Genomic DNA, 25,287 nt, shown 5'->3' with positions numbered 1-25,287 from the left:
AGTCAGAGAAGACTAAGAAATGATCAATTATTACGAAACCTATACAAATCAAAAATTGCATGAAAAATCCTTTAACCCCGATAACCGTTTTAACGATTATTGCATTGCTTTCATTTTCAGGAGCTTTTGCGCAGAAGAAAAAGAAAAAATCAACTGCACACAAGCAAAGCTCCACGAAACCTGCATCCACAGCTAGTTCGGCTTCTCCTTCGGAACCTTACTTATTGTTGGGGACGTATACCTTTAGCGGCAAAAGCAAGGGAATTTATGTGTACAAATTCGATGCTGTTACCGGCGAAGCGACAGAGGTAAATAATGTACCGAGTTCCAACCCATCTTTCCTGGCACTTTCTCCAGACCGGAAAACGGTTTTCGCTGTCAATGAAGACAAAGGCCCGGGAGCCGTATCTTCCTATGCTTTTGATAAAAAAGACGGGGCTCTTTCTTTCATAAATACCGAGCCAACTTCAGGTGAAAACCCATGCTATGTAGCAACGAGCAAAAACGGGAAATTTATTGCCGTAGCGAACTACAGCTCGGGCAATTATCTTATTTATCCTGTAGAAAAAGATGGCAGCATTGGCGAACCCGTTGAAAAAATAAAAGATGAGGGAACGGGACCAAATACAAAAAGACAAGAAAAACCACACGCCCACGCAACGGTTTTTTCTCCTGATAACAAATACCTTTTTGTAAATGATCTGGGCACCGATAAAATAATGGTGTATCATTTCAATGCATCGACGGGCAGCCTTACTCCTGCAAATACGCCCTTTGTAAAAGTAAAGCCTGGCAGCGGTCCGCGCCATATGACGTTTGACGCCAGTGGTAAATTTGCTTACCTGATGACCGAGCTCAGCGGCGAAGTGGTAGTGTACAAATACAATGAAGGTCAGTTCAAAGAGGTTCAAACTATATCAAGCCACCCTGCAGATTTCAAGGGAGCAATCGGTTCTGCCGACATTCATATTTCTCCCGATGGCAATTTCCTTTATGCATCCAATCGCGGCGACGCCAATTCCATTGCTATCTTTAAAAGAGATGCAGCTACAGGTAAATTAACATCAGTTGGTTTTCAGCCAACTTTAGGTGTTACTCCCCGCAACTTTAATTTCGATCCTTCGGGAAATTTCCTACTGGTGGCCCATCAGCAAAGTGATAATGTAGTAATTTTTAAAGTAGATAAAAAAACAGGTCTGCTAACGGATACTGGCAAACGCATTAATGTGGGAAGTCCGGTTTGTGTGTTTTGGGTGAAATAGAGGAATTCAATTAAGAATTAAGAATTGTTTCTGTGTTGCATCCGGAGAGTGAGTTTAATCTCCGCTTTGCTAAGGAGAATTATGTTTAATAACGAAATTTCGACCTAAAGCATTCTTAATTCTTAATTCTTAATTCCTAATTCTTAATTGACATTTAAATCAATGCCAGAATCGCATCCAAATCCAAATGCTCCGTTACCATCATAAGGTTTCCATCGGCATCCAACGGCCATTCTTCTTTTGGTCTGTCCCAGTATAATTCTACTCCGTTGCCATCGGGATCATCAAGATAGATGGCTTTAGAAACTCCATGATCGGAGGCTCCTGTCAATGGATATTTCGCGTCCAGCAATCTTTTTAAGGCAACTCCTAAATCTCTTTCTGTGGGATACAATATCGCTGTATGAAACAAACCAGCAGCATGAACCGGAGCTGGCCCGGTGTTCTTGCTGTACCAGGTATTCAGGCCAATGTGATGGTGATAGCCTCCTGCCGAAAGAAACACAGCCTGTGTTCCGTACCGCTGCATGATCTCAAATCCAAGAATGTCTTTATAAAATGCCAGCGCCTTATCAAGGTCGGTCACTTTTAAATGCACGTGACCGATTCGTGTTTGTGGTGGTATGGTGTACGTCATAGTAAACAATTTAATAATTGAAAGTTGAAAATAAATGAAGTTGTCAGGCTTTAGTTTTGAAATATTTTCATCAATTCCTACAGTTGTGCCAGCAGCCAATTTTCAATTTTGAATTTTCAATTTCCCCTACCGGTATTTATCGTTCAGCTTTCTTTCCTCCGCGCACATCGCAACTATTTTGGCGATGCGGTCGTTGCGGGTTTCTTCGCGCTTGGCAGTGGTTACCCATTCAACAAATTCTTTCTTGTAACCGTATGTAAGTTCATCGTAAAATGTTTTTGCATTCTTATTTTTTGCCAATGCTTTTTCAAGATCTTCTGGCGTTTCAACCTCTTTGTTTTTAACCACTCTTTTATAACCTTTCTTATTGATCGCAACAGATTCTTTGATGTAAGCCGTTAATGTTTTCTCATCTATTTCGCTTATGTCAACATATTTTATAGAACGGCTAAATTCGTTGTCAACGCAGTGATTAAAAAGTTTCTTTGCATCCTTCATTGCGTCTCCATTGAAGAAAGTAAGCTTCACGTGCTGCTTGAAAGCACCATAGCCGCAAACCATTCCATTGGACGCATAATGCGGCCCCCACTTCCATTCTTCCGCAAGACTGTCGTCCGCATTCAAAATAATGGAGCGTAGCTTTGTGCAGATTGCCTTAGAAAATTCCGGCAATTCTTTGATATAATCCGTAATCTCTTTTGACGCGTTCTTCTTTGCTGTAGGCATAATTTCTTTTTAAGTAATCAAATCATTTCTTCCAATACTTATCGGTATAAGATAAGAATGTCGGCCAGTTTGGCCCGGTGGTGTGTCCGCCGCCATGTTGACGAAATGCAATGTCACCGTCGCTTAAGCCCGTTTCTATCGGAGGCATTTGCGTAGTGCCCAGTCCTTTTTTCCCAAGTAATTCATAAACAGGTCCTGCATACAACCCGCCAAGGAACAGACCTTTTCCGTCGATCCAATTGCCTTCCACCAACGGAGAACCTACGCTGATAAACACCGGTCTTGGTGCGCAAAGAGCCACCAATTCGTGCGCATCGACAGGAAGGTCATTAGGCGTTAAGGGACCTGCATATTTAATAAAATTTCCTGCGAACCAATGATACTCTGATGATGACGCAAGGTTCTCTACCTGCTCACCAAATGTTCGACGCAATATTTTGCCGCCTCCTGCTCCGGAAGAGCCGATGAACCCAATGGAAATGCGCGGTTCATAAGCCATGGCAACAAGTGCGGCTTTGCCGTAGCGTGAAAGACCTTCAATGGCAATTCGTTTTTTGTCGACCGCTTTATCTGTTTCAAAGTAGTCAATTGCGCGACTCGCACCCCATGCCCATGCACGCAATGTGCCCCAGTCATCTGGCTTGCGAGGTTGACCCTTATTGACCAAACCTATAATACCCTGCGTTAATCCTGCCCCATTGTCTGCCTGATAACTCGTTGGTACAAGAATCGCATAACCATAACCTTTAGCCAGCACCTGTTGCTGCCATGTCGGTTCTTTGCTGGTATTTTGCGCCCGCATTCTAAAGCCCGGTGGAAATACGAAAGTAAATTCCATGACAACCGGCACCGGCGTTACTACATTTGCGGGCGTTGTTAAAGTGAGGTCAATATCGACTTTTATATCGGAGTAAGCGCTGTTGTCAACGTGTCCGAGCAACTTTTTTGTTACAACAGAAATGTCTCCATTTTTTTCATTCACTACACTCACTACCTCCCATTTTACAGTCGGTACATTGGCAGGAAGGCGGCCATATATTTCACGATCAAAATCTTCTACAATCTCCGGCCGGCGCTTGTTCCACCAGGTGTTGGCGTTTTTAACTTTTGCGCCGTTCTTTAAAACAAGAGGATCGGGCAAAGACGTGTATGTCGTGGCTTTCGACTCATCCGCATTTGCTGCATTCGGTGCTTTCGGGTCACCGGATGGGCCGGGACGCAAAGAATCTATATGCAACAACTTCATCATTTTTTGGTGATCCGCCTGCGATGCCGCCTGGATAGCTTTCCTATCTGCGCGCCACAAACTGTCACGCTTCAAACTATCAGCAACATTGCTTTGGGCAAATGCTGTCGTTAATAGGATATGGGAAATGAACAGGCAAGCGATCCTTTTCATGTGGTTTACTTTGATGATGATTGATAACGTTGAATATAGTCTGCTACTTCTGTCATCGGCGCGGTCCATATCTCCTTTTCGTGCTGTTTCAGGAAATGCAGTAACTGGCTATGTGCCTGCAGTGAAACGTTAAGCGAATGTCCACCTCCCACTCCGTGAAATAAGAACACGATCAATGTGTGCGAGGCCATTGCTTTTTGAACAAGTGAAATAAGCTGCTCTCCTGATTCTCCGTTGATGCCATAGCATCCTATATCGTAAAGCTTCACATCCTGAATGTGCATCATTTCCGGCCTTACGCTGCGAGCGCCTGTAAATTCTTTTTTTATCGGATCGAGATAAAATGAATCACTGATCTTTATATCTCCACACGGATAGGCAAACGTTCGCGAAACCTTACCATCAACGGCTTTCAGCAAAGAGTTCATCATGTGTATCTCCCGATCAATTTGCTGAACGGTATAATTGTTCAGGTCATTATCTGCTTTCACAAATTCCCTTCCCGGCCTGTTTCCAATACATGGATGATAATATGTGTGGTTTCCCAATTCGTGTCCCTTATCTGCGATGACTCGCCAGTCAGCTATTCGCCTATCGACGTTACCTGCATGATTCGACAAATAAAATGTCCCCCTTAATCCAAGCGAGTCAAGGGCCGGAGCCACATTGACTATGTCTTCATCAATCGCGTCATCATAAGTTAAAACGACAGCACATTTTTTATGGTGCCACAAAGTATCCTGCGCGTTAACCCAATAGCCAAACAGCAAAAAAAGAAGCAGGCAATAGATTTTGATATTCATATGGTTTAGTTGTTGGTTGTGTTTTGAAGTTGCTGGCTACCTGCCACTATTCTTTTATTCCCTCCAGATCAATCAGGAACGCATAATCCCTCGCAACTTCTTTCAATCGCTGGAACCTGCCGCTGGCACCTCCGTGGCCCACGTCCATATTTATGTACAGCAATAGTTTATTGTGATCTGTTTTTAATTCACGCAGTTTTGCGACCCATTTTGCAGGTTCAAAATATTGCACCTGGCTATCGTGTAAACCGGTTGTTACCATCAGGTTTGGATAAGCTTTCTTTTCTACATTGTCATAAGGAGAATAGCTTTTCATGTAGAAATAGCTGTCTTTATTTTTTGGATTTCCCCATTCATCAAACTCACCTGTTGTTAGAGGAATGCTTTCATCAAGCATCGTTGTAACAACGTCTACAAAAGGAACCGCAGCAACGACTCCACGCCACAAATCCGGACGCATGTTCATCACAGCACCCATCAACAAGCCTCCGGCGCTTCCGCCATTTGCATATAAATGCTTAGTGCTCGTGTATTTATTCTTGATTAAGAATTCTGCGCAATCTATAAAATCAGTGAAGGTATTTTTCTTGTTAAACATTTTTCCATCTTCATACCACTGACGTCCCATCTCCTCACCACCACGAATGTGTGCGATGACAAATGCGAAACCTCTGTCAAGCAAACTTAACCTGGCACTGCTGAACGAAGGATTCATGCTGTTTCCGTAACTGCCATAACCGTATAACAACAATGGTTGGTTTCCATCTCTCTTAAATCCTTTTTTGTATACAATTGACAACGGAACTTTTGTTCCATCGTGTGCGCTTGCCCACAGGCGCTCTGTTTCATAGTTTGCAGCATTATAGCCACCTAATATCTCTTGTTGTTTTAATAGAAAATTTTCTTTTGTCGCCATATCAATATCAAACGTCGATGGCGGCGTGATCATTGATTGATAATTGTAACGGAGTTTTGTGGAATTGAAATCCGGATTGTATGCGACAGAAGCAACGTAAGCTGACTCTTGGAAATCGAGATAATATTCTTTTTTATCTGCCCATCTGATTACGCGAATTTGAGTAGCGGCTTTGCTTCTTTCGCTTAGCACCAGATAGTCGTTAAAGAGTTCCATTTCATCCAGCAATACATCCGTGCGATTCCCGATTTCTTCATGCCATGCATCTTTAGAAGTATTGTTGACAGGGCATTTCATCAATCTAAAATTAAGAGCGTTCCAGTTTGTACGTACGTAAAAATCGCTTTTGTAATGATCTACAGAATACAACATGTCCTTTTCTCTTGGTGCAAAAATTGTAAACTCATCATTTGGATTACTTGCTTTGATAAATCGTACCTCAGACGAAAGCGTGCTGTTGCTGTAGATAAAAATATAGTCTTCGCTTTTGGATTTTTCTATCCACGTATTGTAGGTTTCATCCTGTTCAAAGAAAACTACTTTATCTTCTGAAGCTGGCGTGCCTATTACGTGTTTCATGATCTTTTCACTGCGAAGGGTGTGATCATTCTGCAAAGTATAAAAAACCGTTTTGTTGTCATTTGCCCAAACGACGTTGCCAGTTGAAACGGGAATGATGTCTTGCAACAACTCTCCTGTCGCAAGATTTTTAAAATAGATCTGGAATTTTCTCCGACTCAAAGTGTCCACTGCATAAGCGAGTATATTATTATCCGGACTTACAGCAAGCACCCCAACAGAATAATATTTGTAACTGGCGCCTTCAACGTTCGCATCGAGCAACAATTCTTCGTCGCTGCTCATCGAAGTTTTTCGGCGCGTATATTTTGCGTACTCCTTTCCTTCTTCGGTTTTGGTGATATACCAATACCCTTTTTTGAAGTAAGGAACAGATTGATCTGTTTGTTTGATACGACCGAGCATTTCGTTGTAAAGCTTGTCCTGCAAGGCTTCAGTATGCTTCATGTTTGCATAAAAGTAATCGTTCTCTTTTGTGAGATAATCAACAACCTTATTGCTATCCGGCCCTTTGAGCCAGTATTCATTGAGCCAGTAATAATTGTCAACTCTTTTATCGCCGTGCTCTTCTAATATTTTGGCTTTCTTTTCGCAAACCGGTGGCTGCAATTGCGCTTCAACTATAGTGTTCATAACGGAAATCAGTAAAATGGTTAAAAATGCAAGTCTCATAAAAGGGTTAGGTTTAGGTATGAATTTAAGATTAAATACGGGAAAACGGAACGCAGATAACACTGATTGGACCATTTACACAGATTTTTTCCGGGTGCATTAACCCGTTTCATATTCAAGCACTTTGCGGAGACTATTTGAGATTTGAAATTTGATATTGGGCAACCCTTCTGATTTCGAATATCAAATCTCAAATTAGAAAATCAGTGCAAATCAGTCCAATCAATGTCATCTGTGTGCTCACTGTGCTCACCATCAAACAAAAAAGACCGCCTTTCAGCAGTCTTTCGAAATAAATATTTTGGAAAAATTAGTTATTCACTGTCAATCCTGCTCCAAGGTATTCGTTGTTCAGACGAGCAATGTTTTCCAAAGAAATTTCTTTAGGACAAACCGCTTCACAAGCACCGGTATTTGTACATGAACCGAAACCTTCTTTATCCATTTGAGCGATCATGTTCAATGCGCGACCCTTATGCTCTGGCTGCCCTTGTGGTAACAATGCCAGGTGAGAAACCTTTGCAGAAACGAACAACATTGCAGAGCTATTTTTACAAGCTGCTACGCAAGCACCGCAACCGATGCAAGCCGCTGCTGCAAAAGAAGCATCAGCATCGTCCTTATTGATTGGAATTGCGTTTGCATCTACCGCGTTACCAGTGTTTACAGAAATGAAACCTCCCGCCTGAATGATGCGGTCGAATGAAGTTCTGTCTACCATCAAATCTTTGATCACAGGGAAAGCGTTTGCTCTCCATGGCTCTATAGTGATGGTGTCACCGTCTTTGTAAGCACGCATGTGCAACTGGCAGGTTGTGTTTGCATGCCATGGACCATGCGGCTTTCCATCAATGTACATGGAACAGGTTCCACAAATACCCTCACGGCAGTCGTGGTCAAATGCAATAGGATCCTGCCCTTCTCTGATCAACTGCTCGTTCAAAACGTCTACCATTTCCAAGAACGACATTTCCGACGAAATATCGCTCAGCTTGTACGTTTCAAAACCACCTTTTGCTTTATTGTTTTTCTGGCGCCACACTTTGAGTGTGAGATTCATGTTATAATGTTCCATAGCTATATAAATGTGGAAATGTGATAATATGGAAATGTGATAATTTATTTCAAATGCAGAAACCTAATTTTCGCATTCCCCATTCAATATTTTTTTAATGGTCCAAATAATTGTTTTAATAATTTTTATTGTACAGCTTTCTTTGTTGACAAAATAATTTTTGAAATAATTCTAATTACTTCTTCCGCATCCGCCTTCAAACAAATTGTTCGTGGGATAATACTCGCTTCTTTCGCACAAGGCTATCCAATACAATGCTTCATTCGCCTCTTTTACAGCAATTTTCATTTTGTGGATAAAGTCCGATCTACTCTCAGCATGTTGAGCTTCAAAAACATTAGCACCAACACTTGTTCCGCAACGTAATAGTTGATTAGCTATTGCAAATTTTCTTAACCTCTCCAGAGTTTCGCAGAACTCTATTACTTTAATTGAAAAATTCATAGATTTTTCTAAAATAACATTCGTCTGCATTTATCCGGCGTTATTTCGGCTCTGAATTTTCACATTCATCACATTTTCATATTTCCACATTACTTATAGGAACGTTGCGTAGGTTTAGCTACATCAAACGTCAGATCTTCTTTATGCAACTCCCACTGGTGTTCGCCTTTGTATTCCCATGCGGAAACGTAGGAGAAGTTAGCGTCGTCGCGTTTTGCTTCGCCTTCTTCGGTTTGGCTCTCTTCGCGGAAATGACCGCCGCAGCTTTCGTTACGGTTCAGTGCATCGATACACATCAACTCACCTAACTCGATGAAGTCTGCAACACGGTTTGCTTTATCCAACTCAGGGTTCATCTCGCCGATTTCGCCCGGAATTTTAAGATCGCTCCAGAATTCTTTTTTCAATTGCTGGATCTCTGTGATCGCTTCCTGCAAGCCTTGGGCGTTACGGGCCATGCCGCATTTGTCCCACATGATCTTACCAAGACGTTTGTGGAAACTTTCAACAGTTTGTTTACCCTTAATGCCCATCAGCGTGTTAATGCGATCAGATACTTCTTTTTCTGCCGCTACAAATGCAGGATGATCTACTGGTATTGCTTTGGTCGCAATTTCATCTGCCAGGTAGTTACCTACAGTATAAGGTATTACGAAGTAACCGTCCGCAAGGCCCTGCATCAAAGCAGAGGCACCCAAACGGTTTGCACCGTGGTCGCTGAAGTTTGCTTCACCAAGACAATATAAGCCAGGAATTGACGTCATTAATTCGTAGTCAACCCACAATCCACCCATTGTGTAGTGAACTGCAGGGTAAATGCGCATTGGCACTTCGTATGGATTTTCACCGGTGATCTTGTCGTACATGTCAAACAGGTTACCATATTTCTCTTTTACTACAGCTACACCATGTTCGCGAACCACTTCGGCTGAAGGGTTTTCAATACCATGTTTCAGGCATTCGATTTTACCGTAACGGTCGATCGCATCCGCATAATCAAGGTAAACGGCTTGTTTAGATGTACCTACCCCGTAACCGGCATCACATCTTTCTTTCGCTGCACGGCTCGCCACGTCACGAGGAACGAGGTTACCGAATGCAGGGTATCTTCTTTCGAGGTAATAATCTCTCTCTTCTTCAGGAATATCTGTTGCTTTGCGGTTGTCGTCTTTTTTCTTTGGAACCCAGATACGTCCGTCGTTACGCAATGACTCTGACATCAATGTTAACTTGGATTGGTAATCTCCCGATACTGGAATACAGGTCGGATGGATTTGCGTGAAACAAGGGTTTCCGAAATAAGCTCCTTTTTTGTGTGCTTTCCATGCTGCTGTTACGTTACAGCCCATCGCGTTAGTAGAAAGATAGAATACGTTACCGTAACCACCTGTACACAATAACACAGCGTGACCAAAGTGACGCTCCAATTTTCCAGTTACCAGATCGCGTGCAATGATACCACGGGCTTTGCCATCTACCATTACCACTTCCAGCATTTCGTGGCGTGAGTATTGTCTTACATTACCCAAAGAAATCTGGCGCTCCAAAGACTGGTAAGCACCTATCAATAATTGCTGACCGGTTTGTCCGGCAGCGTAGAAAGTACGTTGTACCTGTGTTCCACCAAATGAACGGTTGCTGAGCAATCCACCATATTCGCGTGCGAAAGGAACACCTTGCGCGACACACTGGTCGATGATGTTAACACTCACTTCAGCGAGGCGATGTACGTTTGCTTCACGAGCTCTATAGTCACCACCTTTAATTGTATCGTAAAACAGACGGAAAACGCTGTCACCGTCATTTTGATAATTTTTTGCAGCGTTGATACCGCCCTGTGCAGCAATACTGTGCGCACGACGAGGAGAATCCTGGAAGCAAAATGTTTTTACTTTGTATCCCAATTCGCCAAGAGCAGCAGCAGCAGAAGCGCCTGCCAAACCTGTACCTACTATAATAACTTCAATTTTACGCTTGTTAGCAGGGTTTACCAGCTTAACGTGTCCTTTGTAGTCATTCCATTTTTGGTCGAGCTGACCGGCAGGAATTTTTGAGTTCAGCATATGAATTTGAAAATTTGAGCGCCGGAAGCATGATTGCATCGTGTTTTCCGGCCGATTATTGTCAAATGATTTTAATCTAATTTTTCCCTACAACATCTAAACAGTTCGTCTATCTCCTATTTTACCCAACCTAAGTGCATGCTGATTGGCATCAGGGCGAATAGAAGCACTACGATGATGGAAAATGCAACGCCTGTTGCCTGGATGAGAGACATATATCTTTTATTAACTACTCCAATGGTTCTGAAAGAACTTTGAAAGCCGTGCAGTAAGTGAAACAACAAAGAAGCACATCCAACAAGGTATAACGCTACAACCCACGGTTGTTGGAACACCTCTATCATTCTTCTGTAAAGATCATGGTATGGTTTACCATCGATTATAGTTTCTTCCAGGCCCGTGATGCGTGAAGGAACCCAGAATTGAGCGATATGTACAATTAAGAAAAGAAATACCAAAGTACCCAGCAGACCCATGCTGCGGCTGTACCATTTACTTCCGCGGTTACCCAGTTTTACAGCATAACCTACAGAACGTGTGCTGCGGTTTTTCATTTCAAGTGCGTAACCCTGGAAAATGTGTAGCAAAATACCGGCAAAAAGACCGATTTCAAGTAAACGTGGTACCCAATTCGCTCCCATGAAATGGGCAGCTTTATTAAACATAGCACCATGATCTTCGCTGTCAAACCATGTTGCAAAAATGCAGGCATTAAGTCCTACGTGTACAATTAAAAAGAGAATTAGGAAAATTCCTGTGAGAGCCATTACAAACTTTTTGCCGATCGAGGAAGTAAAAAATTCAGACCATTTCATGTCAAACTATTATTTATCTTTTTATGAGGCCTTAAAAATAACTGAGGCTTAAACGCTGATTGTTACACAATTATTTCAAAGGAAAGTGCTTAGTTGAGCTATAATATCCTGAAAATTGACACAATTCGAGATTCCACAGCAGGGTTATATAGCAATTTTCCGTTTTAGACTGTGCAAAAATAAGGCACTAAGTATTTCAACTTGCTTTTCTCCAGATATTTTTATGACAATTCCATGATATTCCGCATTAAGCACTCAAATTCTTATTATCAGATTATCAAAAAACTACTTTTACGGACAGATGCTTCTGACAAAGGAGTTACTTTATTTGTCTTTCGGCAATACATTTATATATATTATATATAATAGATGATGAAACAATCAAAACCGATGAATCCTGCAGAAAGATACCTTGAGCACTTAGATAATATTTTTAAACTAGAGCCTCTATTTTGAAAACCAACAGCTTGATCGAGGGGATTCGGGGATTTACATCAATTGTTTATAAAGACATTCCTGGATCCGGGAATTGGATATTTATAAGAAAATAGGACTTGAAGCATTTTGGAGTCATCCCGGCTTTGACAATTATAGTATTAGCCGGAAAAAGATAACAATATGATATGGCGCTTCTCTCCAGCTAGCTCAACTCCGGTTTTCAACTTTCAATTTTCACCTTTCAACTAAATTCCTATCTTAGCCGCCCATTTTTTAAACTTTTTAAACGCATGGCAAAAAACGAAGACGATTTTTCAGCTAATCTTGCCGGAGAAGACGGTCAGAGTGAAGAATCAAAATCAAGTTGGTTCAAGCGCATCAAGAAAGGTATCCTGACAACTACTTCCGAAAAAAAAGAAACACCAGAGGGACTTTGGGCAAAATGTCCTGAATGTAATTATATATCTACGGTTACTGAGTTGAAGGAAAATCTGTTTGTTTGCCCAAAATGTAATTACCATCACCGTATTGGTAGTTCAGAATATTTCGACATCATTTTCGACAATGGCGAACATAATGTGATGTTTGAAAACATCCGTTCAAAAGACTTTTTACACTTTACAGATCTTAAACCCTATCAAAAACGACTGGAAGAAACATGGAAGAAAACGGACCTTACCGATTCCATTCGTGTTGCATCAGGTAAAGTTGATGGCGAAGATTTTGTAATTGCCTGCATGGACTTCGAATTTATCGGTGGTTCATTGGGTAGCGTAATGGGAGAAAGAATTTCAAGAGCGGTTGATTATGCGATTGAGCACAAAACACCATTGATGATCATCTGTAAAAGTGGTGGCGCCCGTATGATGGAGAGCGCATTCTCTCTGATGCAGTTGGCGAAGGTTTCCGGCAAATTATCTCAATTGACGGACGCTAAAATCCCTTACATTTCCTTCCTGACCGATCCATCTTTTGGTGGTATTTCTGCGTCATTTGGTATGTTGGGAGATTTAAACATCGCGGAGCCTGGCGCCCTGATCGGTTTTGCCGGACCTCGTGTAATTAAAGAAACAATTAAGAAAGATCTTCCAGAAGGTTTCCAAAGAAGCGAATTCTTATTGGAGCATGGCTTTTTGGATTTTATAATAGATAGGAAGGCTTTGAAAGAAAGACTTTCAACACTTCTTGTTCTCTTTAAGAACTAATATTTAGAACGCAGATGACGCAGATTGTCATGATTTTTCATGATAAGATCGTAATTGATCATGACAATCTTGATAATCTGCGTTCTATTTTCATAGCAAATCAAAATGGCAGAAATTAGAAACAGATCGGCTTTTCACGAATACTACATTGAAGACACTTATGTAGCGGGGATTGTACTGGTTGGAACGGAAGTGAAATCATTGCGTGCAGGAAAGGTAAGTTTCAATGACAGCTATTGTTATTTGCACAAAGGCGAAATGTACATTAAAAGCCTGCACATTTCTGAGTACGCTTTTGGAACTCTTTACAAACACGAGCCAACGCAGGAACGCAAGCTGCTGCTTACCAAAAAAGAGTTGAAAAAGCTACAGGGAAAAACTACTGAGAAAGGCTATACCATTGTTCCGCTCCGTATTTTTTTCAACGATAAAAACCTGGCCAAAATCGAGATAGGACTTGGAAAAGGTAAAAAACTTCATGATAAACGAGAAACCATCAAACAACGCGATACCGAGCGTGAAATCAAACGATATTTAAAGTAATTTTATCTAAGCCGGGCCATTATAAATCTAATATCTTAAATAACAGCAAAAACCTTTAACTGGCATGAATTTTAATACATTTTAGTACCACGACAAACTATGCGAACGAAATTATTACTTCTTTCTGTTCTCTTTCATTTAAGTATCCAGGCTCAGAATGTTACCGGCAGCTGGTATGGCAACGCCGACGTAATGCTTTCAGGGCGCCACAACAATTATCTCGCAGAGATGATCATTAAGCAAAAAGGTAGTGAAGTCGTTGGTATTTTAGGTTACTATTTCAAAAACGGTTATCAGAGCGTTTACATTCATGGCAACTATGACAAAGCTTCCAGAACAATTACAATAGACAATATTCCCATTACTTATTTCCGTGCAAAAGATATTGATGGCGTTAATTGCTATATGGACTTCACGGGAACACTTGTGGTTTCGAGAGTGAAAAGCAATATCAACGGCTATTTTTCAAGCGATCCAAAATATAAATATACCTGCCCCGAGCTCCGTGTTACATTCGATCTTGACGCTGATGAAGAAAATAAACAAGACAGCCTGATAAAAAATTCTGTTGCGAAAAGATTTTGGCAACCACAGCAACAAGACGTAATTGTTGAGAACGAAAAGCCCGTAGTTAAAGATACTCCAGTCGTTGCAAAAACGAATCCCTTGGTTATTGCAAAAGACACTGCTGATATAGCTAAAACAGAAACACCTGTCGTTGCTAACGACACGCCTGCTGTTGTTGCTATAATTGAAAAAGAAGAATCGCTCAAAGCCGCGAAGCAAACTGTAGTGAAAACAGCAACACCTGTGGTTGGTCCCATTGCCATTGCAGCAGCTCCGCAAGTTCCGTCAGAAAATGAGTTACTGATCAAAGCATTTGAAAAAAGGAAGAACACATACAGTCACGATCTTGTTGTGACTTCGGATTCTGTCCGGGTTAGTTTTTATGATAACGGAGAAATTGATGGTGACATTATTTCGGTCCTTCTGAATAATCAGCCGATTCTTGTAAAGCAAGAGCTTGCGGCGACGGCATTGAACATCTACATCGTATTAGACAAAACCAAAGAAATAAATGAACTGAGCATGTTTGCTGAAAATCTCGGCAAATACCCGCCCAATACAGCATTGATGGTATTGTATGATGGAAACCAGCGACAGGAAGTTTATTTATCGAGCAGCCTTTCGCAGAACGCGACGATAAGGATTAAAAGAAAACACAATTAGCAATTAAGAATTCTTCATAGGCTGCATTCAATACTGGATGCAGCTTTATTATTTAAAAACGCGGTATCACGCGAGGCAGCGTGGTGTTATTGCAGGGCGTATGCGATACGCCCCTACGGATTCCCTAACTCCTAATTTCTAAAACTTCACAACCTTCTTCCCTTCGCTACTTTCAAATGCGGCTTCAATTACACGAATAACATTCAGGCCATCTTCAGCGCTAACGGGAACGGGCTTGTCAAGCCGAATCGCTTCGTATACCTGCCTGAAATAATCATTATAATTTCCAAGGAGTGTATCAATGTAATCGCGAACAACTGTTCCGTTTTTTTCGGTGTGCAACAATCCTTTTTCAGTGTCTGGTTCAACGCCCCAATCCGCAGTATTCGGCAATATTTTTTTATCAAGATTTGCTTCCTGCACATCCCCTCTCGATTTCACAAAAGAACCCAAAGTACCGTGTAAGCTGTATGCAGCAAGCGCTTCACGTACAAGATAACTACTTTTTAGTCTTACCCTTAATTCAGGATAATACAGCAGCACTTCAAAATAATCATCCACTTTAGAGATTTCGCGAATGATACGGATATCCCCGAAGACTGCTTCAGGCAAGCCAAAGAGCGTTAATGCCTGATCAATTAAGTGAGATCCTAAATCATATAATGCGCCGGTGCCGTCGCCCGGCATTTCTTTGTGCGTTTTTGGACTAAGCTCCTGTTTATAACGATCGAAATGAATTTCAGCTTCCACAATTTTTCCGAGGTAACCCTCATCGATCACTTTCTTAACCGTTTTAAAATCACTGTCAAACCTGCGATTGTGGTACACTGCAAGTTTTCTGCTTTGTTCCTCAGCAAGGGTTTGCAACTCCTTCGCCTGGTCAGAATGTACAGTGAATGGCTTCTCTACTATCACATGTTTGCCTGCCAGCAAAGCCTTTTTTGCGTATTCGAAGTGAGTGGCGTTTGGCGTATTGACGATTACCAGTTCGATGGCATCATCTGCAAGCAAATCTTCATAATTGTCGTAAGAAATAATAGATGGATATTTTTCAGCTGCCAGCTTTTTACTACGCTCCCATACGGCATACAATTCAAAGTAGGACAACGTTTCAATAAACGGAGCATGAAACAATCTGCCGGACATGCCGAAAGAGCATAGCGCTGTTTTAATAGGCTGCATGATGTTTTTTTGGTTCGGTGTTAAAAATGAGGCTTAGTGAAAGGGAATGCAAAGATAGTTTAGGAATTTGAAAATTTGGGGATTTGAAAATGAAGAAAGTACGCAAATGACGCTGATTTAGCAGATTTACACTGATTTTTTCAAGCACGACCATCAAACTATTTAGCACATACCCCGCTGTCTAGCAATTCAGATACTCTTTTACTCAGTTATTCAACTATTAAAATAGATCCATGAAAATCCGTCCAATCCGCGTCATCCGTGTGCCATCTCATCTGCGGCAATCTGCTCAATCTGCGTTATCTGCGTTCCATTTTTGCGTTCCATTTTTGATTATTTTTGCAGCCCTCCGCATTGTAAATTTTGCGGCAAAATTTTATTAAAAACAATGGAACTCAGTAAAAATTTTATTCCTGCAAGTGTAGAAGGCAAATGGAACAAGCATTGGCAACAGAAAGGCTATTTCAACAGCAAACCCGACAATCGTCCGGCGTTTACAGTGGTGATTCCGCCACCAAACGTCACCGGCGTATTGCACATGGGCCATACTTTGAATGAAACGGTGCAGGATATTTTGGTGAGAAAGGCTCGCATGAGCGGCTTTAACGCTTGCTGGGTTCCTGGTAGCGACCACGCTTCTATTGCTACAGAAGCGAAGGTGGTGCAAATGCTGGATAAAGAAAAAGGCATTAAAAAGGCTGACCTTAGTCGCGAGGAGTTTTTAAAATACGCATTCGAATGGAAAGAAAAATACGGTGGCATCATCTACAACCAGATCGAAAGATTGGGTTGTAGTGTGGACTGGAGCCGTGTGACCTTTACCATGGACGATCATTATTACAAAGCGGTTATTAACGTTTTTGTTGACCTCTATAATAAAGGATTGATCTATCGCGGCGCCCGCATGATCAACTGGGATCCGGCGGCTAAAACGGCTCTGAGTGATGAAGAAGTTGAATACAAAGACCTGCAGGGCAAACTGTATCATGTAAAATATGACCTGGTTAGCGCCGATGGCAAAAACATTGGTTGCATTACCATTGCAACGCAGCGTCCAGAGACCATTATGGGTGATACTGCTATTTGCGTAAACCCAAATGATGAACGTTATACAAAACTGAAAGGTGCATTCGCGGTTGTTCCGTTGATCAACCGCCGTATTCCAATTATTTTCGATGAATACGTTGACCCTTCATTTGGTACAGGTGCATTGAAAGTAACACCTGCGCACGATATCAATGACTATAACTTAGGATTGAAGCACAATCTTGAAGTTGTAGATACATTGAATGAGGACGGTACATTGAGCGCGGCAGCACAAATTTATGTTGGAGAAGACCGTTTCAAAGCAAGAAAAAAGATCATTGCTGAATTAACTGAAAAAGGATTTTTGGTTAAGGAAGAAGAATATCAAACACGCCTTGGTTACAGCCAGCGTACAGGCGTTGTTGTAGAACCACGCATTTCCACACAGTGGTTCCTTAAAATGAAAGAGCTGGCAGAGCCTGCATTGAAAGCCGTTGTTGATGGTGACATCAGAATACATCCGGGCGATAAATTTTTGGCTACATATAAATATTGGCTGGAAAACGTGAAGGATTGGTGCATCAGCCGCCAGCTTTGGTGGGGACAGCAAATTCCTGCATGGTACTCTCCTGATGGCACATGTGTCGTAGCTGCGACTCGTGAGGAGGCATTCATGTTGTTTGAAACACAGTGGTCCGCAGGTGGTGATCAGTTTAATGATCAACTCACTTCTTCCCCGTTTACCATCAACGATATTAAACAAGACGAAGATGTGCTGGATACCTGGTTCTCTTCATGGTTATGGCCTAGTGAAGTATTCAATGGCATTTCCGATCCAGGCAACGCTGAAGTAAAATATTACTACCCTACTTCTGTTTTGGTTACCGGACAAGATATCATTTTCTTCTGGGTGGCGAGAATGGTAATGGCAGGTTTGGAATATGAAAAGCAGATTCCTTTCAAAGACGTTTACTTCACCGGAATGGTGCGTGATAAACAAGGAAGGAAGATGAGTAAGAGTCTTGGCAATTCTCCTGATTTGCTTGAGTTGATTGACAAATACGGTGCAGATGCGGTTCGTTTTGGTATCATGATCTCATCTCCTGCAGGAAATGATTTGCTGTTTGACGAATCTTCTTTGGAGCAAGGAAGTTTCTTCAACAATAAGATATGGAACGCATTGAAGCTGGTGAAAATGTGGGAAGCAAGAATTGACAATAGTAATTCAGGCGACAATTCCACTTTTGCTATCAGCTGGTTTGAGAGCCGTTTGAATGAAGTAAAAACAGAAGTGGATTCGTTGATGAAACAGTTCCGCCTGAGTGAGGCTTTGAAAACAATCTACTCCCTCATTTGGGATGACTTCTGTAGCTGGTATCTCGAGTGGGCGAAGCCAGGCTTTGAGCAACCGATCAATGATAGTGTCTATCAGAAAACAATTGCATTCTTTACAGACTTGCTACATCTACTGCATCCATACATGCCATTTGTAACAGAAGAAATTTATCATTTGCTGGAAGAAAGAAATGAAGATTTATGTGTAAAACAATTTGCGCCAATTAGCAAGGTTGATAAGGCGATTTTGGCAAAAGGAAATTTGCTGAAAGATTCCATCACTGCAGTTCGTGATGCCAGAAATAAAGCACAATTGAAACCAAAAGAAACAATTGAACTGAGTATTCAAAGCAATGAGCAATCTGCATACAGCGACATTACGGAGCTGTTAAGCAAACAAGTAAACGCGAAGAGCTTTGCTTTTGCCACTGATGCTGTTGCTCAATCGATCAACGTTGTTGTTGGAAAAGATAAATTCTACCTTGTTACTGAAACACCTTTAAATACAGGACATCAGAAGGAGGAGCTGGAAAAAGAGCTGGAATATCAAAAAGGCTTTTTAGCATCTGTAGAAAAAAAATTAAGCAACGAACGTTTTGTTCAAAATGCAAAACCCGAAGTTGTGGAATTTGAAAGAAAGAAAAAAGCAGATGCTGAAGACAAGATTAAAGTGATTGAGGAGAGCTTGAGGGCAATTTGAAATGTACTAATTTGAAAATAAAAAGGTGCAGCATTCTTTATTGAGTGTTGCACCTTTTCATTTTTATGTTTGCTTGATAGAAACCTTTAATCTCTCTTCTTTCATCACAATATCGAACCTGCAAAAAAAAGAGATGCAACACTCTATAACGAATGTTGCATCTCAAATCTTCAAATTCTCAAATCACTTCTATCACCATCGCACTTGCTCCTCCTCCGCCATTGCAAATGCCGGCAGCTCCGTAGCGTGCTTTGTTTTGTTTTAATACGTTTATGAGTGTAACAATTATTCTTGCGCCACTTGCTCCCAACGGATGTCCCAAAGCTACTGCACCGCCATGCACGTTTACCTTTGCTGGATCAAGTTTCATGCGGCGGGTGTTCTCAATACCTACAACAGCAAATGCTTCGTTCAATTCGAAGTATTCAATATCGCTCATTTTTAAACCGGCTTTTTCTACCGCTTTTGGAACAGCCAGTGAAGGGGTAGTTGTAAACCACTCGGGTGCCTGTTCAGCATCTGCGTAGCCAATAATTTTTGCAATTGGTTTTAATCCCAATGCTTCTGCTTTTGACTTGCTCATTAGTACAAGTGCCGCGGCTCCATCATTCATCGTTGATGCGTTTGCAGCGGTTACTGTTCCGTCTTTAACGAAAGCAGGTTTCAGTTCAGGAATTTTATCAAACTTAACGTTGAAAGGTTCTTCATCTTTGTTAAACAAAACAGGATCCCCTTTGCGTTGTGGGATTTCCACAGGCACAATTTCATCAGCAAATTTCCCTTCGTTCCATGCAGATTGCGAACGTTTGTAACTTTCTACAGCAAAGGCATCTTGTTCGCCACGGCTGATATTGCAATCTTTCGCACAAAGCTCAGCAGCGTTGCCCATTGCTTTTCCATCGTACACATCAGTTAATCCATCTTTCGCCAAACCATCAATGAAAGCAGCGTTGCCGTATTTGTTTCCCCAACGCATTGAGTCTGCATAGAAAGGTACGTTGCTCATACTTTCCATACCGCCAGCTACTACGATGTCCGCATCTCCCAATAAAATACTTTGTGCTGCACTGGCGAGAGATTTCATGCCGCTGGCGCAAACTTTATTTACTGTTGTACAATTCACTTTGTCTGGCAGGCCGGCAAATTTTGCTGCCTGTCTTGCTGGCGCCTGACCAAGATTTGCCTGGATCACGCAGCCCATCAAAACATCGTCAACCAATGAAGGATCGACTCCTGCTTTTTGCAACGCGCCTTTAATGGCGATCGCACCCAATTTTGTTGCTGAAAATTCTTTTAAAGCGCCACCAAAACTTCCCATTGGCGTGCGTACTGCTGAGATGATATAAACTTCTTCCTGTTTCATAAATGGCAATGTGTTGGAACTGCGACATTTAAGCTGCAATTCTCATGAATGTTTAATTTAGACTAGGGTCAAATTTAGTGATTTTCAGCGTTGGAAAATGTGAACAAATCGCGAAGACGGGGTTTTAAGGGACCAACGTTGTAGTTGGCTCGGATTCAGATTCTCAGGTAAAATAAGTATCGAAAGCGTCTGCTTCTGCTTCCCATTCATACTTGTCGTGAATCACATAAGTGCCGCTGAGTTCATCATGCCAGCCACGATTACGGAAAAGAAAAGAAAGCGCATCAAAAGGAATGAAACGAGATAAGGCTCTTTTCATAACGTCCCACGATCCAGCTTTTTGGCCGCGTTCATCTACAACAATGGTCCGCGAAACTATTTTTCCAATGGTTACTTTGAAAGCGGCTTCCATAACGAAGTAATAGATAAAAATCAGCAGCAGTTCCATTATAATAAGCTGTGCGTCACTTATGAATCTTTGATAGGCATATGATATGTTGTTATAGAAAACAACACCCAGAAAAACTATATCAATTACCCGATGCATGAAACGAAGATTCTTAATAACAGGAGAAAATGTTGACACATTTCCTATGCCGTTATTGTATGTTTGGTATTTTGGAACCCGACAATTTTGCAACGCTAAAAGCGAAATAAAATTTATAACAAGCAATGCAAGGGTGGTAAATGCAATGCGGAAAAAGTCAGGGGTACTTTCAAACATATCAAGAGTTGTTCTTGTATACAACAGCAACCAATTAATAGTCCAAATTATGCCTGTAAAGCATTGATAAAACACGAATATTCGCAGCAATTGAGAGTATTTAAACCTTGTAACAAGAAATTGCACATAAGCCACTAACCCAAACACAGAAACCAGTACATGAACCCACGATACTTCTGATACACTTGAATGTCTATTCTGGTAAACGTGGGCGAAAAAGATAACCCAGTTGTATATTGAATATGCCAACTCCAGGCCAACAAGTGTCGCAGCGATTTTTAGTTTGTTCATAGGCTTGATTATAGGGGTAAATGAGCAGTTTAATTTTTCTTTTGTACATCCTTTACCAATCGCACTGTAAAGAAAGCCAGCACTGCAAGTACAATAACCAAAGTGATCCACAACCATTTCTTGCTGGCCTCAACTTTCTTTGTCGTTTCTGTCACATTTTTTTCAATAGAACCAACCGCGATATTTTTCACCACTTGAGGAATACTGTCTTTGAAATTCTGTAATTCATACGACGGTGCTTTTGCCGCAGAATCATTCATGTACAACGCATATTTTTTGCCGGCATCGAGCGATGCAATGAGTTGTTTACGCGATTGAAAAGTTTTTACTGCAGTAACAGTAAGCGGAGGGTTATCACCATTGTAAATTTTGATCGTCCATTTCTTGTCGTTAAAGACGGGAATTATGAAACTATGATTTGAATCTGCTTTTACTGTATGTGAATAGTTGCTGAACCCTGCTTCTATAGTGAGCTCGCGTTTAAAAAACATTGGACCTTTTACGTCGAAATCTATCTTCTCAATGTGATATCCGGAAGGATTTCCGATTACTATGTAGCTATAACCGTCAGTACTATCCTTCTGCGAAAACCTAAGTTCAGGATTGCTAACATAAGGATCCATCGCTTTCGTTTCTTCAGTAACTGATCTGATAACCGAGGTAATATTTAGCGGTGAGTTCTTTCCATTGTTAATTATTAATTTATAAAAATGATAACCACTCAACGGAAAATTTATTTGCTGTAGATAATCATCCTTCTCTGTTGACGAGGCATTGGAAAAGTAAATATTCTCAATGATGGAATACCAGTTCTTTTCATCATCACTTCCCATCAATGAGGCACTGCGCATTACATCGGCATTTTTTATGACCAATGTCAATCCATTTAGTTTTCCTACTCCTTTGTTTTGTACAACAATAATGGACTTGCCGCTGTCGTCTACCTTATTTTGTAAAACAGACAAAGTATCAAAGCGATTATCAATCTTTGGCGCAGCAGCATTACGAATGATAAAAGGCACCTGCCTTTGCTGCTCATCCAAAATGCGGATGTCACTTAAATCTGTTTTTACAAAACCACTAATTGCAGGCGAGATATCAATACTGTAAAATCCTGCAGAATCAGGCACTTGCAGCATTGCTTTGTTTTTAAATTGTGCCTGTGTTTGTAAACAACCTGCCAGGAAAAGCAGCAAGGTCAGGCCAATGTTATTCTTGTAATTTACCCTGTTCAGTGTTTTCAATAGGTTTGTCATCTATAATTATTTTTTTCAGTCGCTGATACATAAAGGATACAGTAAGCAATAGTGCACCCAACAAAATGAACGCAGCAATTTTTCCGCCTGGCGAAATATTGCTTAGATCGTACGCAAACAATTTTATGATTGTTACCCCAAACAAACACAACGCAATAATGCGCAATGCTTTGAAGTGATAACGCAATCCCAGCCAAATGATAATAAAGGACGAAATACCCCACAAGATGCTTAATCCTGCTTTCGAGAATATTCGTTCTGCCACTTGAACCTGATCGGCATTATGCGCATAACTCCAAACATACAGGTGTTGTATTTCAATACTGAGAACGATGATCAAAACAATGGTTGTCGCGCATGCAAAAGCATTTACAAGCGATCCCAATTCTTGTTTATGAGCAATCATGTATTGAATAAGAAGACCAAGGATCAATAAATATAAGATCACACCCAGCCAATGAACAATGAAATGTGCCGCTCCTGTATTGTTTGCCAGCATCTCTTTTTCCAGGTCATATACTGAAAAGTTATTGATCAAATAGTACATGAAAAGAACAGCCGGCACCAGGATTCGCACAACTTTCCCTATCTGAACTTTGAAATAATGCAACACAATAAAACCTACAATGACAAAAGTATAAACATATAAAGGCAGATAGATGTCTTCTAACGACAGCGATGGATAGCGATGCCTGAACTGATAATTTATTTCAAGGCAACCCGCAATAAAAAGTATCGAGGTTCCAAGGATAATGTAGACATTCTTTACTTCTTTGTTGGTCAAAGGAGTTGCATACACGGCGCTTTGATCCTTCCGCATCAGTGCGTACATAAGGTACAATGCTATCGATACAACCACCGAAGTCAAAAAGCCTTTATTGACAATCACAGGTATTACTGCGTCATTGCCATACACGTTTATCCAATCCATAAAAAGGCTTCCTGCGACCAGTAGGGTGATAATAGCAGAAGCAATTTTCATTAATTGTATTCCTGATTTTTGATACAGCCAAAACAGGACCACCAATTCCGCTGCCCAAAACATTGTGATGTAATTGCCTTTCAGTTGTACCGGTGCAGCAAGCGAAATGAAGCTAAGCGTAATGCCAATAAGCAGGTAAATAAAATTGCGGTCAACTCCTTGCCTTTTAAACAAAACATAAGATAAAATCAAGTTGAGCAAACCTAGTGCTGCAGTAAACAACCCTGTATAGTCGAACAAATGCCAATGCTTTAAGAGATAGTATCCTGCAGCAAAATAGGCAAGATTTATACTGAGCAGAATGATAAAATCGAATGCTTTGAGCTTCCCTTTTTTTGCAACGTGATAAATAAGATTCATCACTACAAACATTATGTAGAAGATGGTTCCAAAAAGAAAAACACCAATGTATGAAAAGTTTGGCGCATCGCTTTTTGAAACAATAAATCCGCCATAAATAAGTACCGTAAAGAAGAACGCAATGAAATTTATCGGTCGCCATTGCTTGTAATTGGCCAACACAATCAATCCTGTGTTTAAAATAACTAAATAAGTAAACAGCACTATGTAATTTCCATCTCCCCTGCTTACCAAAAATGGCGTGAGAAAGCCACCAAGTGTAGCAATGATGCCCAGTTCAATTCGATCGTACAAAATGGAAATCAAAATCGCAAACGCCGTGATGATCACCATTATGATAAACGCCACTGTTTGTGGAAACAAATTGTATTGATGAAAGGCAAATGCTATCGTGAAATAAAATACAGTAATGCCACCCCCTGCAAGTACAGAGCTGAATGGTCTGTAATTCTCGCGCAACCTATGTGCCAAAACTTGAAGTATGGCGCCGCACAACAGTCCAATGGACACTCTTCCAACCTCACCGATCCATTCCTGGTCGATGGCATACTTTACAAAGAAAGCGATGCCTAAAACCAGAATCGCAATACCAATTTTATTGATAAGATTTTCTCCAATGAATTTTTCTATATCAGGATTTTTCGCGAGCCATTTTGCAAAAACACTTTCCTGTGGTTCTGCAGGTTTTGCCACCGCAATTGGACGTGGTGCGGGATTTATCGGCACAGCCTTTTCTTTCGGCTCATTTGTAAACAAGGCTGGCTCCGGCTCTTTCTGCGGCGGAGCGGCTTGCGTCATCGGCTTTGGAAAAGGAACAAAAGTCTCAGGCTGTTTTGGCTGTTCTTCTTTCTTTTGCGGAGAAGCCTGTGGTGAAACTATGTCAGGAGCAGGCGCAGATGCTTTGCCTTTTAGTTGTTTGATTTCGTTGTGCAGCAAATGAATAGTGTTATCCAGTTGCCTTAGGGTGTTGTCATGCCGCGATGCTCTTGAAAGCAAAACGACTAGCAGCACCAGCGCTACTACCAGTAGAAATAGTTCCATACGATCCAGGGTTTATCCACGCAAAATAAGGAATAACCCGTTAAGATGGTAGCGAAGGAGAAATTTGAAAATTTGACGATTTGAAAATTTGAAAATGCATTCTGTGCATGCCGTTGACTTCTTATGCGCCGCTAACTGTTATGGATAAATGAAAATGCACCGGCGGACCGGTGCATTTTCAAAATATTTATGTTGCACGTTTTGGGCGCATCAGGGCGAA

Annotated in this window: 19 protein-coding genes; 5 read left to right on the top strand and 14 right to left on the bottom strand. The window is 41.2% G+C overall.

Annotation, left to right across the window (positions count from 1 at the left end):
* Positions 1-59 precede the first annotated feature (59 nt).
* Positions 60-1,262 carry a lactonase family protein gene (locus tag QJ048_RS04920; RefSeq protein ID WP_282333217.1) on the top strand — a complete coding sequence of 401 codons (1,203 nt, stop codon included), beginning with the start codon at positions 60-62 and terminating at the stop codon, positions 1,260-1,262.
* A gap of 154 nt (positions 1,263-1,416) precedes the next feature.
* Here QJ048_RS04920 and QJ048_RS04915 read toward each other — a convergent pair whose 3' ends face one another.
* The 9 genes from QJ048_RS04915 to QJ048_RS04875 all read right to left on the bottom strand — a co-directional run bounded on the left by QJ048_RS04915 (position 1,417) and on the right by QJ048_RS04875 (position 11,391).
* On the bottom strand, positions 1,417-1,899 hold the full coding sequence (locus QJ048_RS04915; protein ID WP_282333216.1) for a VOC family protein: 483 nt from the start codon (positions 1,897-1,899) through the stop codon (positions 1,417-1,419).
* Positions 1,900-2,025: 126 nt separating this feature from the next.
* Positions 2,026-2,625, bottom strand: coding sequence for a YdeI/OmpD-associated family protein (locus QJ048_RS04910; protein WP_282333215.1), 600 nt, complete (start codon positions 2,623-2,625; stop codon positions 2,026-2,028).
* A 22-nt stretch (positions 2,626-2,647) separates the two neighbouring features.
* Entirely contained in the window at positions 2,648-4,024 is a 1,377-nt protein-coding gene (locus tag QJ048_RS04905) for a glucuronyl esterase domain-containing protein (protein WP_282333214.1), read from the bottom strand.
* Between the two features lie 5 nt (positions 4,025-4,029).
* Positions 4,030-4,827, bottom strand: coding sequence for a polysaccharide deacetylase family protein (locus QJ048_RS04900; protein ID WP_282333213.1), 798 nt, complete (start codon positions 4,825-4,827; stop codon positions 4,030-4,032).
* A gap of 46 nt (positions 4,828-4,873) precedes the next feature.
* The gene (locus QJ048_RS04895) at positions 4,874-6,994 is read right to left on the bottom strand and encodes a S9 family peptidase (RefSeq protein WP_282333212.1); all 2,121 of its coding nucleotides are present in this window, start codon (positions 6,992-6,994) and stop codon (positions 4,874-4,876) included.
* 310 nt (positions 6,995-7,304) lie between these two features.
* Positions 7,305-8,054 (bottom strand): succinate dehydrogenase/fumarate reductase iron-sulfur subunit, encoded by a 750-nt coding sequence (locus QJ048_RS04890; protein ID WP_282333211.1) that lies wholly within the window; start codon positions 8,052-8,054, stop codon positions 7,305-7,307.
* A gap of 186 nt (positions 8,055-8,240) precedes the next feature.
* Positions 8,241-8,543, bottom strand: coding sequence for a four helix bundle protein (locus QJ048_RS04885; protein ID WP_282333210.1), 303 nt, complete (start codon positions 8,541-8,543; stop codon positions 8,241-8,243).
* A gap of 59 nt (positions 8,544-8,602) precedes the next feature.
* On the bottom strand, positions 8,603-10,576 hold the full coding sequence (locus QJ048_RS04880; RefSeq protein ID WP_282333209.1) for a fumarate reductase/succinate dehydrogenase flavoprotein subunit: 1,974 nt from the start codon (positions 10,574-10,576) through the stop codon (positions 8,603-8,605).
* Positions 10,577-10,692: 116 nt separating this feature from the next.
* Positions 10,693-11,391 carry a succinate dehydrogenase cytochrome b subunit gene (locus tag QJ048_RS04875; RefSeq protein ID WP_282333208.1) on the bottom strand — a complete coding sequence of 233 codons (699 nt, stop codon included), beginning with the start codon at positions 11,389-11,391 and terminating at the stop codon, positions 10,693-10,695.
* Between the two features lie 728 nt (positions 11,392-12,119).
* Here QJ048_RS04875 and accD point away from each other — a divergent pair.
* From accD to QJ048_RS04860, 3 genes are all read left to right on the top strand, one after another.
* Positions 12,120-13,034 (top strand): acetyl-CoA carboxylase, carboxyltransferase subunit beta, encoded by a 915-nt coding sequence (accD, locus tag QJ048_RS04870; protein ID WP_282333207.1) that lies wholly within the window; start codon positions 12,120-12,122, stop codon positions 13,032-13,034.
* A 105-nt stretch (positions 13,035-13,139) separates the two neighbouring features.
* Positions 13,140-13,577 (top strand): SsrA-binding protein SmpB, encoded by a 438-nt coding sequence (gene smpB, locus QJ048_RS04865; RefSeq protein WP_282333206.1) that lies wholly within the window; start codon positions 13,140-13,142, stop codon positions 13,575-13,577.
* A 99-nt stretch (positions 13,578-13,676) separates the two neighbouring features.
* Complete coding sequence (locus tag QJ048_RS04860) at positions 13,677-14,807, top strand: hypothetical protein (protein ID WP_282333205.1); 1,131 nt, start codon at positions 13,677-13,679, stop codon at positions 14,805-14,807.
* Positions 14,808-14,945: 138 nt separating this feature from the next.
* On the opposite strand, the gene QJ048_RS04855 is transcribed toward QJ048_RS04860, so the two are convergent.
* Positions 14,946-15,989, bottom strand: a complete 1,044-nt coding sequence (locus QJ048_RS04855; RefSeq protein ID WP_282333204.1) for a Gfo/Idh/MocA family oxidoreductase — start codon at positions 15,987-15,989, stop codon at positions 14,946-14,948.
* A gap of 388 nt (positions 15,990-16,377) precedes the next feature.
* Here QJ048_RS04855 and QJ048_RS04850 point away from each other — a divergent pair, with 388 nt between their 5' ends.
* Complete coding sequence (locus QJ048_RS04850) at positions 16,378-19,050, top strand: valine--tRNA ligase (RefSeq protein WP_282333203.1); 2,673 nt, start codon at positions 16,378-16,380, stop codon at positions 19,048-19,050.
* 178 nt (positions 19,051-19,228) lie between these two features.
* Here the strand turns inward: QJ048_RS04850 and QJ048_RS04845 are convergent, their stop codons facing one another.
* The 4 genes from QJ048_RS04845 to QJ048_RS04830 all read right to left on the bottom strand — a co-directional run bounded on the left by QJ048_RS04845 (position 19,229) and on the right by QJ048_RS04830 (position 25,067).
* Positions 19,229-20,413: an acetyl-CoA C-acyltransferase gene (locus QJ048_RS04845; protein ID WP_282333202.1), complete on the bottom strand. Its 1,185-nt coding sequence runs from the start codon at positions 20,411-20,413 to the stop codon at positions 19,229-19,231.
* 163 nt (positions 20,414-20,576) lie between these two features.
* A complete protein-coding gene (locus QJ048_RS04840) occupies positions 20,577-21,428 on the bottom strand; it encodes an RDD family protein (RefSeq protein WP_282333201.1) in 852 nt (283 codons plus the stop codon).
* A gap of 29 nt (positions 21,429-21,457) precedes the next feature.
* The gene (locus tag QJ048_RS04835) at positions 21,458-22,684 is read right to left on the bottom strand and encodes a hypothetical protein (protein WP_282333200.1); all 1,227 of its coding nucleotides are present in this window, start codon (positions 22,682-22,684) and stop codon (positions 21,458-21,460) included.
* Entirely contained in the window at positions 22,638-25,067 is a 2,430-nt protein-coding gene (locus QJ048_RS04830; RefSeq protein WP_282333199.1) for a DUF2339 domain-containing protein, read from the bottom strand. The genes QJ048_RS04835 and QJ048_RS04830 overlap by 47 nt, the downstream gene beginning before the upstream one ends.
* Positions 25,068-25,287 lie beyond the last annotated feature (220 nt).

The sequence above is a fragment of the Pinibacter soli genome, assembly GCF_029961145.1.
In the GTDB taxonomy this organism is placed as follows: Bacteria; Bacteroidota; Bacteroidia; order Chitinophagales; family Chitinophagaceae; genus Pinibacter; species Pinibacter soli.
Note: the sequence above shows the minus strand (reverse complement) of the source record. Positions and strands in the feature narration are given on the sequence as shown.